The 16,531-nt window shown below is 73.9% G+C and carries 15 protein-coding genes; 8 read left to right on the top strand and 7 right to left on the bottom strand.

Annotated elements, in window-relative coordinates; genetic code table 11:
- The first annotated feature begins 51 nt into the window (after positions 1 to 51).
- The 4 genes from JIW86_RS05520 (at position 52) to JIW86_RS05505 (ending at position 5,955) form a co-directional block, all read left to right on the top strand.
- Positions 52 to 591, top strand: coding sequence for a (2Fe-2S)-binding protein (locus tag JIW86_RS05520; protein ID WP_257552769.1), 540 nt, complete (start codon positions 52 to 54; stop codon positions 589 to 591).
- On the top strand, positions 588 to 1,604 hold the full coding sequence (locus tag JIW86_RS05515) for an FAD binding domain-containing protein (RefSeq protein WP_257552768.1): 1,017 nt from the start codon (positions 588 to 590) through the stop codon (positions 1,602 to 1,604). The genes JIW86_RS05520 and JIW86_RS05515 overlap by 4 nt, the downstream gene beginning before the upstream one ends.
- A gap of 8 nt (positions 1,605 to 1,612) precedes the next feature.
- On the top strand, positions 1,613 to 3,730 hold the full coding sequence (locus JIW86_RS05510) for a xanthine dehydrogenase family protein molybdopterin-binding subunit (protein ID WP_257552767.1): 2,118 nt from the start codon (positions 1,613 to 1,615) through the stop codon (positions 3,728 to 3,730).
- A gap of 131 nt (positions 3,731 to 3,861) precedes the next feature.
- Positions 3,862 to 5,955 (top strand): SpoIIE family protein phosphatase, encoded by a 2,094-nt coding sequence (locus JIW86_RS05505; protein WP_257552766.1) that lies wholly within the window; start codon positions 3,862 to 3,864, stop codon positions 5,953 to 5,955.
- On the opposite strand, the gene JIW86_RS05500 is transcribed toward JIW86_RS05505, so the two are convergent.
- The 7 genes from JIW86_RS05500 to fusA all read right to left on the bottom strand — a co-directional run bounded on the left by JIW86_RS05500 (position 5,930) and on the right by fusA (position 12,095).
- Positions 5,930 to 7,300, bottom strand: a complete 1,371-nt coding sequence (locus JIW86_RS05500) for an MFS transporter (protein ID WP_257552765.1) — start codon at positions 7,298 to 7,300, stop codon at positions 5,930 to 5,932. The genes JIW86_RS05505 and JIW86_RS05500 overlap by 26 nt on opposite strands.
- Before the next feature lie 76 nt (positions 7,301 to 7,376).
- Complete coding sequence (locus tag JIW86_RS05495; protein WP_257552764.1) at positions 7,377 to 7,583, bottom strand: hypothetical protein; 207 nt, start codon at positions 7,581 to 7,583, stop codon at positions 7,377 to 7,379.
- 2 nt (positions 7,584 to 7,585) lie between these two features.
- A complete protein-coding gene (locus JIW86_RS05490) occupies positions 7,586 to 7,867 on the bottom strand; it encodes a hypothetical protein (protein WP_257552763.1) in 282 nt (93 codons plus the stop codon).
- Complete coding sequence (locus JIW86_RS05485) at positions 7,864 to 8,367, bottom strand: FBP domain-containing protein (RefSeq protein WP_257552761.1); 504 nt, start codon at positions 8,365 to 8,367, stop codon at positions 7,864 to 7,866. The genes JIW86_RS05490 and JIW86_RS05485 overlap by 4 nt, the downstream gene beginning before the upstream one ends.
- Positions 8,368 to 8,405: 38 nt before the next feature.
- Positions 8,406 to 9,206: a polysaccharide deacetylase family protein gene (locus tag JIW86_RS05480; RefSeq protein ID WP_257552760.1), complete on the bottom strand. Its 801-nt coding sequence runs from the start codon at positions 9,204 to 9,206 to the stop codon at positions 8,406 to 8,408.
- A 133-nt stretch (positions 9,207 to 9,339) separates the two neighbouring features.
- Positions 9,340 to 9,882 (bottom strand): FABP family protein, encoded by a 543-nt coding sequence (locus tag JIW86_RS05475; RefSeq protein WP_215140470.1) that lies wholly within the window; start codon positions 9,880 to 9,882, stop codon positions 9,340 to 9,342.
- Between the two features lie 131 nt (positions 9,883 to 10,013).
- Positions 10,014 to 12,095 carry an elongation factor G gene (gene fusA, locus JIW86_RS05470; RefSeq protein ID WP_257552759.1) on the bottom strand — a complete coding sequence of 694 codons (2,082 nt, stop codon included), beginning with the start codon at positions 12,093 to 12,095 and terminating at the stop codon, positions 10,014 to 10,016.
- A 479-nt stretch (positions 12,096 to 12,574) separates the two neighbouring features.
- Here fusA and JIW86_RS05465 point away from each other — a divergent pair, with 479 nt between their 5' ends.
- From JIW86_RS05465 to JIW86_RS05450, 4 genes are all read left to right on the top strand, one after another.
- A complete protein-coding gene (locus tag JIW86_RS05465; protein ID WP_257552758.1) occupies positions 12,575 to 13,012 on the top strand; it encodes a hypothetical protein in 438 nt (145 codons plus the stop codon).
- 195 nt (positions 13,013 to 13,207) lie between these two features.
- A complete protein-coding gene (locus JIW86_RS05460; RefSeq protein ID WP_215141095.1) occupies positions 13,208 to 13,501 on the top strand; it encodes a hypothetical protein in 294 nt (97 codons plus the stop codon).
- Between the two features lie 62 nt (positions 13,502 to 13,563).
- A complete protein-coding gene (locus JIW86_RS05455) occupies positions 13,564 to 14,517 on the top strand; it encodes an NmrA/HSCARG family protein (RefSeq protein WP_257552757.1) in 954 nt (317 codons plus the stop codon).
- A gap of 122 nt (positions 14,518 to 14,639) precedes the next feature.
- Positions 14,640 to 16,529: a potassium channel family protein gene (locus tag JIW86_RS05450; protein ID WP_257559225.1), complete on the top strand. Its 1,890-nt coding sequence runs from the start codon at positions 14,640 to 14,642 to the stop codon at positions 16,527 to 16,529.
- The last annotated feature ends 2 nt before the right edge of the window (positions 16,530 to 16,531 follow it).

The following is a 16,531-nucleotide window of genomic DNA, read 5'->3' as shown; positions in this document are numbered from 1 at the left end:
GGGATAGTCGACGTGTTACAGCGACGTCCACCCAGTCGAAGGGAGCCGGCGGTGGCGAGTGGAACCGAGCCCCCTGCCTCCTCCGTCACGCTCCGTGTCAACGGCACGGACCACGTCCTGCGGCTCGACCACCGCGTCACCCTGCTCGACGCCCTGCGCGAGCACCTCGGCCTGACCGGCGCGAAGAAGGGGTGCGACCACGGGCAGTGCGGCGCCTGCACCGTGCTCCTCGACGGGCGCCGGGTGAACGCCTGTCTGCTGCTCGCCGTCGCGCAGGACGGCGCGCACGTCACCACGGTGGAGGGGCTCGCCGCCCCCTCCGGTGCCCTGCACCCGCTCCAGCGGGCCTTCATCGACCGGGACGCCTTCCAGTGCGGGTTCTGCACACCCGGCCAGCTCTGCTCCGCCGTCGCGGCGATCGAGGAGGCCGCCGCGGGCCACCCGTCGCACGCCACACCCGCCGAAACCCTCGCCGATCCCGCCCCCGTCCCGCTGACCGCCGAGGAGATCCGGGAACGGCTCAGCGGCAACCTCTGCCGCTGCGGCGCCTACCCCCGCATCGTCGACGCCGTGCTGGACGTGATCGCGTGAAACCCTTCGCCTACGTGCGTGCGACCACCCTCCAGGAGGCGACGGCCGCCCACGCCGGCCTGCCCGGCTCGCGCTACCTCGCCGGCGGCACCAACCTCGTGGACCTCATGAAACGGGGCGTCGAGCGCCCGGGCACCCTCGTCGACCTCGCACGGCTGCCCCTGAACGGCATTGAGGAGCTGCCCGGCGGCACGCTCCGCATCGGCGGCACGGCCCGCAACAGCGATGTGGCGGCCCACCCCCTCGTCCGCACCCGCCACCCGGCCCTCACCCAGGCACTGCTCGCGGGAGCGTCGGGGCAGCTGCGCAACGTGGCCACCACCGGCGGCAACCTGCTCCAGCGCACCCGGTGCCCCTACTTCCAGGACGTCTCCACCGCCTGCAACAAGCGCGATCCGGGCTCCGGCTGCGCCGCCCGCGACGCGGTCCACCGCGACCACGCCGTACTGGGACACTCCGAGCACTGCATCGCCACCCACCCGTCGGACATGGCCGTCGCCCTCGCCGCCCTCGACGCCGACGTCGAGCTGCACGGCGAGCAGGGCACCCGGACCGTGCCCGCGGCCGCCTTCCACCGGCTGCCCGGCGAGCGGCCCGAGCAGGACACCGTCATCCGGCACGGCGAGATCGTCACCGCGGTCCTGCTGCCCGCCGCCGCCCCGGGTGCCGTCTCCCTCTACCGCAAGGCCCGCGAGCGGGCCTCCTACGCCTTCGCGCTGGCCTCGGTGGCCGCCGTACTCGACCTCGGCCCCGACGGCCGTCTCGTACGGCGGGTCGCCCTCGCCTTCGGCGGCCTCGCCCACCGGCCCTGGCGGGCCACCACGGCCGAGGCACGGCTGACCGGCGCCGAGCCGACCGCCGAGGCGGTGCGGGAGGCCGTCGAGGCGGAACTGGCCCAGGCCCGGCCCCTGCGCGACAACGCGTACAAGATCGCGCTCGCCCGCAACCTCGCGTGCGACGCACTCGCCACGCTCGCCCGACGCGCGCAGGACGGACAGCCCCGCACCCCGTAGGAGCAGCCATGTGCCCCGACCGCCACCGTCGACCCGGACGCCCGGACACCGTCCTCGGCACCTCCGCAGTCCGCGCGGAAGGCTCCCAGAAGGTGACCGGCGCCGCCCGCTACGCCACCGACCACAGCCCGCGCGGCCGCGTCCACGCCTGGCCGGTGCCCGCCGCCGTACCCCGCGGCCGCGTCACGGCCGTGGACACCGGACCCTGCCTGGAGCTCCCCGGCGTACTGGACGTCCTCACCCCCGACAACGCGCCCCGCCTGGGCCCCTCGGACGACCCCACCCTCCAGGTGCTCCAGAACCACGAGGTGCCGCACCGCGGCTGGTACGTGGCCCTGGTGATCGCCGAGACCCTCGAAGGGGCCCGGGCGGCCGCCGAAGCCGTGCGGATCAGCTACGCGACCGAGGAACACGACGGCGGCCTGCGCGCCGACCATCCCGGCGCCTACACGCCCGAGGAGGTCAACGGCGGGTATCCCGCCCTCCGGGAGCGCGGCGATCCGGACGCGGCCCTCGCCGCCGCACCGGTACGCGTCGACTGCGCCTACACGGTCCCGCCCCTGCACAACCACCCCATGGAACCGCACGCCGCCACCGCCGAGTGGGACGCCGGCGGCGAGCACCTGACCGTGTGGGACTCCAGTCAGGGCGCGGGCGCCGTCCGCACGGCGCTGGCCTCGCTGTTCGGCCTGCCGGAGGAGCGGGTCACGGTCGTCAGCGAGCACGTCGGCGGCGGATTCGGCTGCAAGGGCACCCCGCGCCCGCACGTCGTACTGGCCGCCATGGCCGCCCGCCACGTCGGACGACCGGTCCAACTCGCCCTGCCCCGGCGTCACCTGCCCACCGTCGTCGGACACCGCGCGCCGACCCTCCACCGGATCAGCCTGGGTGCCCGCCCCGACGGCACGCTCACCGCGCTCACCCACGAGGCCACCACGCACACGTCCCGCGTCAGGGAGTTCGTCGAGCAGGCGGCCGTCCCCGCACGCGTCATGTACGCCGTACCGGACAGCCGCACCCTCCACCGGGCCGTCGCCCTGGACGTGCCCACGCCCTCCTGGATGCGGGCCCCGGGCGAGGCGCCGGGCATGTACGCCCTGGAGTCGGCCATGGACGAGCTGGCCGACGCGCTGGGAGTGGACCCGGTCGAGCTGCGCATCCGCAACGAGCCCGCCCTCGAACCCGACACCGACCGCCCCTTCAGCAGCCGGCACCTCGTGGAGTGCCTCCAGGAGGGCGCGGCCCGCTTCGGCTGGGCCGCGTCCCGTACTCCGCGAGAGGACGGACCGTTCCTGCGCGGCGTGGGAGTCGCCTCGGCCACCTATCCCGTGTACATCGCGCCCTCGACCGCCCGGGTGCACGTGCGGCCCGACGGCAGCCACCTCGTCGAGATCAACGCCACCGACATCGGGACCGGCGCCCGTACCGTCCTCGCCCAGGTGGCGGCCGACGCCCTGGCGGTCCCGCTGGACTCCGTGACGGTGGCCATCGGCCGCACCGACCTGCCCCGGGCCTCCCTCGCCGGCGGATCCTGCGGCACCTCCTCCTGGGGCTGGGCCGTGCACGAGGCCTGCACCGCCCTGGCCGCCCGGCTGGCGGGCCACCGGGGCGGGCTGCCCGCAGAGGGCCTGTCGGCATCGGCCGACACCACGGAGGCGGTCCGGCAGGAGTCCCCGTACGCCCGCCACGCGTTCGGTGCCCACTTCGCCGAGGTCCGGGTCGACACCGTCACCGGCGAGGTGCGCGTGAGCCGCCTGCTCGGGGTCTTCGCGGCCGGGCGCATCCTGAACCCGGCGCTGGCCCGCTCCCAGTTCACCGGGGCGATGGTGATGGGCATCGGCATGGCGCTGACGGAACGCAGTACGGTCGACCCCGTCCACGGCGGCTTCGCCGAGGACGACCTGGCGGCCTATCACGTGCCGGTCAACGCCGACGTGCCCGCCATCGAGGTGGGATGGATCGACGAGCACGACGAGCACCTCAACCCGATGGGCAGCAAGGGGATCGGAGAGATCGGCATCGTCGGCACGGCGGCCGCGATCGGCAACGCCGTGTGCCACGCCACCGGCCGGCGTCTGCGCGACCTCCCCCTCACCCCCGAGCGGGTCCTCACGGCGCTGCACTGAGAAGGGGCTCCCTACCGGGCGGGCCGTGTCCCGTGCGCCCGCCGTGACCCACTCCGTCCTGACCGCTGGAGGGCTGGAGGGCGGATTTGGAGGGACCATGAAGGGAGCCGCGCCGGAAGGGAGCGCCTTGGATGGATGCGACCGGAGCCTTCGGGGCAGGCCGGGCGGAGGCGGCCGGGCGCGCCGTGCCCGGGGTGTCCCCGCCGAGCGGGCTGCTCGACGTCCTGAACGTCGCCGCGGTCGTCCTGGACGCGCAGGGGCGGATCGCCCTGTGGAGCCCGCAGGCCGAGCAACTGTTCGGATGGACGGCGAAGGAGGCCCTCGGCCGGCCCGCCGCTCGCCTGCTGGCGTCCGACGAGCACGTGGACCTGGTCGTGGAGCTGTTCGCGAGGGTCATGGGCGGCGCCGGGGACTGGGCCGGGGCGTTCCCTGTACGGCACAAGGACGGCAGCACGCTCCTGGTCGAATTCCGCAACATGCGGCTGCTCGACGAGCACGGAGACCTTTACGCCCTCGGGATCGCCACGGACCGTACCCGCCTGCGCCGGCTGGAGCGGGACCTGGCGCTCTCCGCCCGGCTGGTCGCCCAGTCCCCGATCGGGCTGGCGGTCCTGGACACGGAGCTGCGCTACGTCCTGGTCAACCCCTCGCTGGAGCGCATCAACGGGCTGCCGGCCGCCGAGCACATCGGACGGGGCGTCCGCGACGCCCTGTCCTTCCTCGATGACGCGGGGGCCGTCGAGTCGGCGATGCGCCAGGTGCTCGCCACGGGGACGCCGCTGGTCGAGCAGTTCACCGCAGGCCACACCCAGGGCGATCAGCACCACGAGCACGCCTGGTCGGTCTCCTACTACCGGCTGGAGGACGCCACCGGGCGGGTGCTCGGCCTCGCGACCTCCGTGGTGGACATCACCCAGAGTCACCAGGCGGCCAAGGAGATCGCCCACAGCCGCCGCCGCCTCGCCCTGATCGCGGACGCCACCGTCCGCATCGGCACCACCCTCGATCTGGAACAGACCGCCCGCGAACTCGCCGATGTGGTCGTTCCCGAGCTCGCCGACATCGCCGCGGTCGACATCCTCGACTCCGTCCTCGAGGGCAGGCCCAGCCTGAAGTCGTCCGCCCACGAGCCGGCGGTGTTCCGGGCCCTGGCCGTGGCGGCCGCCTACCCCAGCGAGGCGGTCCGCGCCGCCGACCCGCCCGGCGACATCGCCCGCTACGAGGCGGACCGGCTGGTCACCCAGTCCGTGACGACCGGCCACCCCGTACTGGTGGCCCACGTGCACGCACGGGACATCTCGCGCATCGCCCGCGACGACGACGCGGCCGCCCTCCTGGCCCGGGCCGGACTGCGCTCGTACCTGGCCGTGCCGCTCATCGCCCGCGGCGAGGTCCTCGGCGCCCTCGACCTCAAGCGCACCCGCAACCCGCGGCCCTTCGACGACGACGACATCATCCTGGCCGGAGAACTGGCCGCCCGCGCCGCCGTGTGCATCGACAACGCCCGCTGGTACCGCAACGCGCACCACACCGCACTCGCCCTCCAGCACCACCTCCTCCCGCACCACCCGCCGCCCACGCCCGGTCTCGAGGTCGCCTACCGCTACCGGCCCGCTGCGGCCACCAGCGAGATCGGCGGGGACTGGTTCGACGCCATCGCCCAGCCGGACGACACCACCGTCCTCGTCGTCGGAGACGTCATGGGCAGCGGCATCAACGCCGCCGCAGGCATGGGACAACTGCGCACCGCCACCCGCACCCTCGCCGAACTGTCCCTCGACCCGACCCGCGTCCTCGAGCAGCTGGACCGCACCACCAGCGCCCTCGAGGAAACCATCGCCACCTGCGTCTACGCCGTCTACGACCCCCACCGCGCGGAGTGCCGCATCGCCGTCGCCGGACACCTGCCCCCGGTCCTGATCCGGTCCGGCCGGGCCCCCCGGCTCCTCGACCTGCCCACCGGCACGCCCCTGGGCGTGGGAGGCGTTCCCTTCGAGGTCACCTCCGTGCGCATGGAGCCCGGAGACCAGCTGGTCCTGTACACGGACGGGCTGGTCGAGACCCGGGACCAGCCCATCGACGAGCGCCTGGACCTCCTGCTGCGACTGCTCGCCGACACCAGCCGCCCGCTGGAGGAGACCTGCGACAGGCTCCTGGACACCCTGCGCCGGCGGGACGACCACGACGACGTCGCACTGGTCATCGCCCGCGCGAAGCCCCTGTGAGGCCGGCGGACGGCCAGCGGTGGTGGTGCCGGTCGATGACGTAGTGGTGCCCGTGCCGCCAGCCGCCCGCCGCCGGGCTCGCGTCGGCGAGGTGGGGGTGGCCCGGGGGCAGGTCGGGGTGGACGTGCTCGATCCGGGACGGGTCGCGGGCGGGCCAGGCGGCGGCGGCCGCCCCGGTGGCGGCCAGGGACACGGCGCCGAGGACCAGCGCGGTCACCGGAAGCCCGGCCCAGGCGGCGAGCCAGCCCGCCACGGGGTACGTGAGCAGCCAGCAGCCGTGGGACAGGGAGAACTGCGCGGCGAACGCGGCGGGCAGGTCCGGGTCGGCGGTGGAGCGGCGGATGACACGGCCGCCGGGCGTGAGGACGGCGGAGGAGGCCGCGCCGATCACGGCCCACCCCGCCAGGACAGCGGACCAGGACCAGGTGCCCGGCGCCGTCGCGGTGAGGGCGGCGACGGCGGCCAGGACCACGGGAAGGGCGCAGGCGGCCGGGAGCATGACGGCGCGGTCCGGACGCCGGCGCAGCAGACGCGGCAACAGCAGCGCGGTCAGCATGGACCCCGCGCCGTACGCGCCGAGAGCCAGGGAGACGGCGCCCGCGGAGCGGCCGAAGTGGCCCCGGACCAGGACGACGGTGTCGACGAAGACGATGGCTCCGGCGGCGGCGACCGCGAGGTCCAGGGCGAGCAGGGCCCGCAGGCGGGGCGTCGCCCAGAACAGCCGGGTGCCGAAGGCGGCCTTGGCATAGGCGCCGCCGGTGCGCTCGACGGGCGCGGGCCGGGGCAGCACGGTGGCGACGACGAGGGCGGCGGAGGCCAGGAAGCCGAGGGAGGTGCCGGTGAAGAGCCAGTCGTAGGAGACCAGCGTCAGCAGCGCGGCGGCCAGCGCCGGGCTGAACAGGCTCTCCAGGTCGTAGGCGAGCCGGGACATCGACAGGGCCCGGGTGTAGTCGCGTTCGGCGGGCAGCACCTCGGGGATGGTCGCCTGGAAGACGGGGGTGAAGGCGGCCGACGCCGCTTGGAGCAGGAAGATCAGGAGATGGATCTGCCAGATCTCGGTGACGAACGGCAGGGCCAGGGCGACCGCGGCGCGGGTGAGGTCCATCGCCGCCATCAGGGTGCGCCGCGGGATCCGGTCGGCGAGCGCGCCGGCCAGCGGGGCGATGCCGACGTAGGCGATCATCTTGACCGCCAGGGCCGTGCCCAGCACGGCCGAGGCGTCGTCCCCGGCGATGTCGTAGGCCAGCAGGCTCAGCGCGACGGTCGCGAGCCCCGTGCCGACCAGGGCGACGGCCTGAGCGGTGAACAGACGCCGGTAGGTGCGGTGGCGCAGTACGGACAGCACCACATCACGATAGCCATCAGGACGGATACGGCGACCGCCAGCCACTCGTCCCGCTGCTGCGCATCATGTGCACATGTCAGGCGGGCTGCACCGGGAGGCCGGCCTCGTCCAGTGCCGCGAGCAGGGCCCGCGCCTCGGCGTGCGCCCGGGCCACGTCGACGTCGTCGCACACGACCTGCAGGCCCAGGCCGGCGGGGCCCGGCCGTCCGTCGCGGTCGGGGAAGACGTAGTACGACTGGTACGCGAAGTAGGCGCGGAGCTCGTCGGCGGGGTCACGGGCCACCGTCAGGGTGGCTTGGCGGTCCCCCGCGCGCCGGCCTGGTACAGCTCGATGTCCTGCTCGTGGAACCGCGCCGTCAGCGGCAGTTCGAGGACCGCCAGCGCGAACTCCCGCACGTGCGCGGCATCGTCGAAGCCCAGCAGCTCACTGAAATCGGGCAGCCCCGCCAACAGCAGCCAGCGCCGCGGCCGGCCCGCCTCGTCCGGTTCGTAGGCCACGGACAGGACGCTGGAGCCCTTGCCCGTGTGGTGCTTCCACGCGTACGTGAAGACCTGCTCGAAGTTCACGCCGCGGCGACCCTGGCCGCGAACGCGTCCACGTTGCCCGACATGCGCGCGAGGCGCTCGTCCAGGGTCAGGGACTCCTCGTACCGCCCGGCACGCAGCTTCGGCTGGCGCTTGCCCCGCACGTACAGGGGGCAGGCGAGGTCCGCGCAGACATAGATGCCGACCGTGTTGCCGTCCCGGCCGCGGGCGCCCGCCAAGGGCGCGGCGAGCAGGGTGACCCCGGAAGACGCGTGACCGGTCAGGCAGATCTGGCACAGGCTGGACTTCACCGTGCTGGTGCGGCCCACCGAGGGCACGCGCAGCGAAATCCCCATCGGACCCTGCGCCCGGGGCAGTACGAGATGGGCCCGCAGCGGCGCCCCCGGATCCACCCACCCCAGGAAGTCCAGGTCTTCCCAGGGCAGTTCGGCGAAGTCGAGCGGCAGCCGCAGCCGCGCCGCCTCGCCCTTGGTGCAGTTCACGAAGGATGAGCGGATTTGCTTTTCAGTGAGTGGTTCCACGTGCATCGACCCTACGCACCCGCTGACCTGCCTGCATCTCAATATCCCGGCTCGATGGCCCGGCCCTCGACGAGGAACCGGCGGAGGTCGATGACCTCGTAGCCGGCGTCCTCGGCCGCGTCGATGATCCGGGGGAGGGCCTGGGCGTCGAGGACGATGCCGTCCCCGGTGCTGCCCACGTGCATCTGGACGATCGCGCCGGGAGCGAGGGCGTCGACGGCGCGCTTGACCGCCTTGTCCACCGTCATGCCGCCCGCCGGGCCCAGGTAGCCGTTGGTGTCGGCGGTGAACTCGATCGCCGCGTAGCCGAGGTCGTTGACGTCGGCGACCGAGTCCTCGCTCGTGGCGCTGTAGGGGAAACGGAAGAACGGCAGCGGCTCGGTCCCGGACGCCGCGCGGATCGCCGTATCGGCCCGGCGCACTTCCTCCGCCCGCTCCGCGGTGCTCAGGTCGCGGAAGTGGGGGTGGCTGTACGAGTGGTTGCCCAGGCCGTGCGCCGCGCCCATGGCACGCACGGCCGCGGGGTGGGCGTCGGCGAACTCGCCCGTCGGAAAGAAGGTGGCGGGCAGCTTCCGGCGGCGCAATTCGCCCAGCACCGTGTCCACCCCGCTCACGTCCCACGCGGCGTTGAAGGTGAGCGCCACGACCTTGCGGGACGTGGGCAACCGGCGGATCTCGGTGCCGAGCAACTCCACGGGCGGGCGCGGGCCCCGCGCGGACGCCGGCCCGGCCGGTGCGAGTGCCGGTGCGGTCGCTGCCTCCGCGACGCCCGTACCCGCACCCGGGGCCAGGCCCGCGGCCAGCAGCGCGGTCATCGCAGCGCGTCGCTCAGAATCCACCACGGTCCATCCCTCCGGCACGGCGCCGTGGCGGCCACGGCGTACCTCGACTATGCGAGAGGGAGGACCCGGCCGCCGGGCACACCGTGCCGGGCACCTGGGTGACCTCACCCGGGTGGTGCCCCGGGTGAGGTCAGGAGGGGCGTCGGCGCAGGTGGGCCGTGAGGTGGTGTTGCAGCGGCTGCCCCACCGCCGCCATGTCCTGGGTGACCGTCATCTCCGCACCCTGAAGGGCGTAGTGGCGCCGGGTGCCGGTGACCTCCTTGGCCAAGGGGGTCAGCGCCACGTCCTTGGTCTCGATCTCGATCTCCGTTTCGGACACCCGCCCGACGTACGTCTCGACGATGCCGGTCGGATGGGCGAGTACGACTTCCAGGGACGCGTCGGGAGTCACCCGCCACCACCCGGCCTCCCGACTCGCCGGGCGCACCGGGGCCCCCGAGGCGTCGATCAGCCACGCCCGTGCCTCATAGCGCAGGAAGGGGCGCCCGTCGTGGCTGAAGGTGATCTCCTGCTCGTACCGGAAGTCCTGCTCCAGGGTCGGGTACTCGCCCCTGCCCCGGCCGTGCCAGCGCCCCAGCAGCGGCAGCACCGGCCGCAGCAGCGGGTGCGGTTCGGGTCCCTCGCCGAGGACATGGCTGTCCGGGTACGGATTCTCCTGCGGCGACTCAAACATGTGCGCACCTTGCCTGTCGACGGATACCCCGGGACACGAAGCCTAGGGGGTGTCCGCACCGTTCCGGTGAGAGCCCCGCCCCCGTTGCGGGGGGCGGGGCGGTCCGGATCCGGGGTTCGCGGTCCGGCGGTTCACCGGGTCAGGAGGGTCCCCGCGACCGAGGGCGGGACCGGCGCGAGGCCGGCCTGGCGGGTCGTGAACGTACCCCGGCCCTGCGTACGGCCGCGCAGCCGGGACGCGTAGCCGAAGAGCTCGCCCAGCGGAACGGCCGCCGTGATCACCGCGGTCCCGGACTGGGACGTGGATCCCGAGACCCGGCCGCGGCGGGCCGCGAGATCGCCCAGGACCGCGCCCACACCGTCCTCCGGGACGGTCACCGTGACCTCCACGACCGGCTCCAGGAGCTCCACCGTGCTCAGGCGCAGTGCCTCGCGCAGCGCGAACCGGCCCGCCGCCCGGAACGCCAGCTCCGAGGAGTCCTTGGAGTGGGTAGCCCCGTCGGTGAGCGTGACCCGCAGCCCCGTCACCGGGAACCCGCCGAGGGGACCCTCGGCGAGGGCGTCCCGGCAGCCGGCCTCCACGGCCCGCGCGTACTCCTGCGGCACGCGGCCGCCGACGACCGCCGACCGGAACTCGAAGCCCGTCGCCTCCCGTGCCAACGGCTCGACATCGATGACGACGTGCGCGAACTGCCCCGCACCGCCGTCCTGTTTGACGTGCCGGTAGACCAGGCCGGTCACCCCGCGTACGACGGTCTCCCGGTAGGAGACCTGCGGACGCCCGACGACGACCTCCACCCCGTGGCCGCTGCGGATCTTCTCCACGGCGACCTCCAGATGGAGTTCGCCCAGCCCCGACAGCACGGTCTGGCCGGTCTCCGCGTCGGACCGCACCACCAGGGAAGGGTCCTCCTCGGCGAGCCGGGCCAGGGCCGACGAGAGCCGTCCCGTGTCGCTGCTGCGACGGGCCTCGACGGCCACCGACACCACCGGTTCGGCCACCGACGGCGGTTCGAGGAGCAGCGGCGCCCCCGGCGCGCACAGCGTCGTACCGGCCCGGGCGGCCTTCACCCCGATCACGGCGACGATGTCACCGGCCACCGCCTCCTCCCGTTCCTCGTGCCGGTCGGCCTGCACCCGCAGGATCCTGCCCACCCGTTCCGTACGGCCCGTACCTGCGTCCAGTACGGACTCGCCCTTGCGGAGCGTGCCCGCGTATACCCGCAGGTGGGTGAGCCGCCCGGTCGGTGTCGCCGTCACCTTGAAGGCGAGGGCCGCGAACGGCTCCGCCGGGTCGGGTGCGCGTTCCACCTCCGCGCCGTCCGCCGTCCCGCGCACCGGCGGCATGTCGGCGGGCGACGGCAGGTACGCGAGGACCGCGTCGAGCAGCGGCTCGACACCCCGGTTCTTGTACGCCGAGCCGCACAGCACCACGACGCCGTCCCCGCGCAGGGTCAGCTCCCGCAGGGCGCGGGCGAGGGTCTGTCCGGTCAGCGCCGAGGTCGCGCAGAACTCCTCCAGTGCGTCCGCGTGGAGTTCGGCCACCGTCTCCTCGAGCAGGCGGCGGCGCCGGCCGGCTTCCTCGCGCAGCGATTCGGGGACCGGCCCCGTCTCGTACGTGTCGGAGCCGGCGCGCCAGATCAGCGAGCGCATCCCGAGCAGGTCGACGACGCCGGTGAACGCGTCCTCCGTCCCGATCGGCAGTTGGACCACCAGCGGTACGGCGCCCAGCCGCTCGCGGATCGAGGTGACCGCCGTGTCGAGATCGGCGCCCGCCCGGTCCAGCTTGTTGACGAACGCGATCCGCGGCACACCGTGCCGGTCGGCCTGCCGCCACACCGACTCGCTCTGCGGTTCGACGCCGGCCACGGCGTCGAACACCGCGACGGCCCCGTCCAGCACTCGCAGGGAGCGTTCGACCTCGTCGGAGAAGTCGACATGGCCGGGGGTGTCGATCAGATTGACGCGATGTCCGTCCCAGGTGCAGCTGACGGCCGCGGCGAAGATGGTGATGCCGCGGTCGCGTTCCTGGGCGTCGAAGTCGGTGACGGTCGTCCCGTCGTGGACCTCGCCCCGCTTGTGGATGGCACCGGTCGCGAACAGGATGCGCTCGGTGATCGTGGTCTTGCCGGCGTCGACGTGGGCGAGGATGCCCAGGTTCCGGACGGTGGTGGCGGGGGAAACGGTGGCGTGAGATCGCCGGTTGGTGCGCATGGCCCGAGGCCTTTCGAGTGATGAGGAGAAGGGCGGCGCGATTCCCGGACGGCGGTGCCCTGCCCGCCTCGCCCGCCCTGCCCGGAACAAGGCCCGTACGGGCGCGGCAAGGGCAGGGGAGGGGAGGGAGCGGGAAATGAGGATGCGTCACGGGTGAACAGTGGCGGCCGCGCAGCCGGCACCGTCAGGCGTGAGACACCGGGATCACGTCGTACCGGGACGGGGCAGCGAAGGCGTCTGCGGTGCGGTGAACGCACATGGCCCGGCTCCCCTTCTCTTCACTCGGCATGAGACACGCGCCGCTCTGTCGGCAGCGCGTGTGGCGAGTGTAGGGAACGGGGCCGCGCCGGGGCACCGTATTTTCCGCGGCCTCGCGGACGGGGCGCATGCGCGCATATTGGAGAGAGACATCGGAGAGGTGCAGGGAACACAAGGGCGGGCGGACGGCTCGCCGATCCTCAGGCCGCATGAGGTGTGACATGGCACGGTTGTATGTCGACGGAGACGATCTGGTGGTCCGAACGGCGTGGTGGGAGCGGCCGCTGGCCCGGCACGGCGATGTGCGCGTTCCCCTGGCGTCCGTGGCCGACGTGGGCGCCACGGCGGACTGGTGGCGTCCGCTGCGCGGCGTACGGGCGCGGGGCACGCTGATTCCCGGCGCGCTGTGCCTGGGGCTGTGGGAGCACGCCACGGGCGTGGACTTCGTCGCGATCCGGCACCGGCACCACGGTGTCGTGCACGCCGACCTGCGGCCCCCGTCGCGCTTCGCCCGGATCGTCGTCAGCGGACCGCACTGCGATCGCGTGGCCGCGACCGTACGGGAGGCGATGGAGCGCGCCGGTTCCCCGGCGCCCGCCCCGGCGCCCGCCCCGGCGCCCGCCCCGGCGGGTGCGCCGGAGGGCGCGACGGCACCGTGAGGGCGGCATGACCGAGGGCCCGGGGAGTGATGGTTCTCCCCGGACCCTGGGCCGCGTACACCGCGGGGGACGCGAGTGTGTATGTGCGACGTCTGGAGAAACGATCCGCCGCGCAATGGGTTACGCACGCACCGCATGACGTTGCGCCGTACGATGCAATCGAGGGAGGGACACGCGTCGTTCCGGGAGTGCGCGATGACCATCCGGCACCGATTCCATCTGGATCAGAACGGTCACTCGATCAGCGTCCTATACGAGGGCCCGCGCCGGCCCGTGGAGGTACTCGTCGACGGCAAGACCGTCGCCGTGGGCCGGGCCCCCAGGGCCGCCCGTACGGTGCTGACGGCCGAGCTGCCGGGCGATCCGCCGCAGCCCTTCGCCATCGACCTCGCCTACCCGGACAGCGCCGACGACAGCCCGATGTGCGCCCTGATGGAGTCCGGCACGAGGTACCTCATGCCGGACGTACCGCTGCGCCCGGGCCGCTGAAGCACCTTCCTCATGGCGTGGCGTGACGTCCCGGACGCGGAGAGTGTGCGAAGAAGGGGGTCATGGGCGAGAAGCAGACCATCACAGTGTTCGGTGCCACCGGCTCGCAGGGCGGCGGCCTGGTGCGGGCGATCCTCGCGGACCCGGAGAGCGGCTTCGCGGTCCGCGCCGTGACCCGCCACTCCGACTCCCCGCAGGCCCGGGAGCTGACCCGGCTCGGGGCGGAGGTGGTCCAGGCCGACATGGACGACGAGGCGAGCCTGGCGGCCGCCTTCGAGCACGCGTACGGGGCCTACCTGGTCACCAACTTCTGGGAGCACATGTCCGCCGAGCGCGAGAAGGCCCAGGCGCTTGCCCTCGCCCGCGCCGCCTCCCATGCCGGGATCCAGCACGCGATCTGGTCCACGCTGGAGGACACGCGCGACTGCGTCCCGCTCGAGGACACGCGGATGCCCACGCTCCAGGAGCACTACAAGGTGCCGCACTTCGACGGCAAGGCGGAGGCCGACCACTACTTCACCGAGGAGGGCGTGCCCACCACCTTCCTGCGGACCACGTTCTACTGGGAGAACCTGCTCACCATCGCCGCCCCGCGGCGCGGCGAGGACGGCGTCCTCGAGCTGGTCCTCCCGATGGGCGACAGAAGGCTCTCGGGCATCGCCGTGGCGGACATCGGCAAGACCGCCCTGGCCGTCTTCAAGCGCGACACCGACCTCATCGCCGCGACCGTCAGCATCGCCGGCGAGCACCTCACGGTCGCCGACATGGCCGCGGCCCTCACCGAGACCGTCGGCGAACCCGTGCGCTACCGCCCCGTGACCGCGGACGCCTTCCGCGGTCTGGGCTTCCCGGGCGCCGACGAGACCGGGAACATGTTCCAGTACTACGCCGACTGCGCGGACCGTTTCACCGCCGCCCGGGACCTCGCCGCCATCCGCGACCTCAATCCCGCCCTCCAGGACTTCGGGACCTGGCTCGCCGCCCACCGCGACGAGCTGCGCACCGCCTTGACGTGACGGCCGCTCCGCGGTCAGCCCTGCGGGCCGGGCCTGCCGGGCCCGGTGCCGGGGGCGCAAGGCATGCTGAGCCCGTGCAGATTCCGCAGCAGGTTCTTCAAGTCCCGGGCGGTGCGGGCCGGATGGTGGTGTGCGGTGACGACGGGCTGGCCCGCAGGCTGGCCGCCGAACTCGGGGAGGTGTACGGGGAACGCGTCACGCTGGTCGTGCCGCCGACGAGCGAGCCACCGCTCGCGGTGGGCTCCCCGCCGCGGCGGGGGCGCTGGGGGCGCATCCCGTCGGCCAGAGCGCCCCGAGTCCCGGCGGCGGAGCGGCCGGCGGACGAGCCGCGGATCGTGGACGCGGCGGAGCCGGACGAGGAGGTACTGGCCTCCGTGGTGGCCGGAGCCGCCGCGCTCGCGCTCGTGTACGAGGACGACGACCGCAACGTACGGGCCGCCCTGGTGGCCCGGCGGCTCAACCCCAGGCTGCGGCTGGTGATCCGGCTCTACAACCGCAAGCTCGGCCAGCACCTGGAGGACCTCCTGGACCAGGCGGCGATCGTCGCCGAACCGGGAATCGACCCGCGGGAGCGGGACTCCGCCACGACCGTGCTGTCCGACGCCGACACGGCCGCGCCCGCGCTGGCCGCGAGCGCGGTCGCCGGCACGAGCAAGGTGGTCCAGGCGGACGGTCTGCTGCTGCGCGCGGTGGAACGTACGCCCCGGGGACGGGGCGAGACGGCCGATCCCGGGCTGTGCACCCTCGCGCTGCTGTCCGCGACGTCCACCGACCCGGCCGGCAGCGACAGTTCCGTACTCGGCGGCGAACGCGGGCTCCAACTCCTGCCCGACGACCGAGCGGTGGCGGCCGCGACGGGACGGGGCATCGTGGCCCTCGAAACGGTGACCCACGCCGGTCCCGCGCAGGTGGCGACCCCGCGGCTCAGCGCCGCCTCACTGCCGGTGGCCTCGCTCTTCTCCCGAAGACTGCGCTGGTCGCTGGCCGGCATCGTGGCCGCCGTCACCGCACTCGCCGTGGCCTCCTGGCTGACCACGGGCGATCACCCGCTGCACGCCGCGTACGTCACGCTGCTCGACATCTTCGCGATCAACGACCCGGCGGTCGGCGCCCCGACACAGCGTCAGGTGCTGCAGATCCTGGCCGGGTTCGTCGGCCTTCTCCTGCTGCCGGTCCTGGTGGCGGCGGCGCTCGAGGCACTGGGGGCCTTCCGTACGGCCACGGTGCTGCGCCGCCCGCCCCGCGGGCTCTCCGGACACGTGGTGCTGCTGGGCCTCGGCAAGATCGGCACCCGCGTGCTGGCGCGGCTGCGGGAGCTGGAGATCCCGGTGGTCTGCGTGGAGTCCGACCCCCGGGCCCGCGGACTGGCACTGGCCCGCCGCCTTCGGGTGCCGGTGGTCGTCGGAGATGTCACCGACGAGGGCGTACTGGAAGCCGCCCGCGTCCACCGGGCACACGCCCTGCTGGCCCTGACCAGCTCCGACACCACCAACCTGGAAGCCGCCCTGTACGCGCGCGGGGTGAAGCCCGACCTCCGGGTCGTGATGCGGCTGTACGAGGACGACTTCGCGACCGCCGTCTACCGCACCCTGCGCGCCGCCCACCCGGGCGCGCTCACCCGCAGCCGGAGCGTCACCCACCTCGCCGCCCCCGCCTTCGCCGGGGCGATGATGGGCCGGCAGATCCTCGGGGCCATAGCGGTGGAACGCCGGGTGCTGCTCTTCGCCGTCGTCGACGTGGCGGGCCACCCGCGGCTCGAGGGCCGGACCGTCACAGAGTCCTTCCGCCCCGGTGCCTGGCGGGTCGTCGCCCTCGACACCGCCTCGCCCGCGGACCGCCGCCCCGACCTGGCCTCCGCACCGCGCGAGGGAACGGCCCCCGGCCCGGGACTGGTCTGGCAGCCGCACCCCGGCTACGTGCTCAAGCCCGAGGACCGCGTCGTCCTGGCCGCCACCCGCCGCGGGCTCGCCGAGCTCCTCGGCCGTACCGGGGCGGCCGCCCCACACCCCTGACC

Source organism: Streptomyces sp. NBC_00162 (assembly GCF_024611995.1).
Taxonomy (GTDB): domain Bacteria; phylum Actinomycetota; class Actinomycetes; order Streptomycetales; family Streptomycetaceae; genus Streptomyces.
The sequence above is the reverse complement of the archived record's forward strand: the minus strand, read 5'-3'. Positions and strand labels throughout refer to the sequence as shown.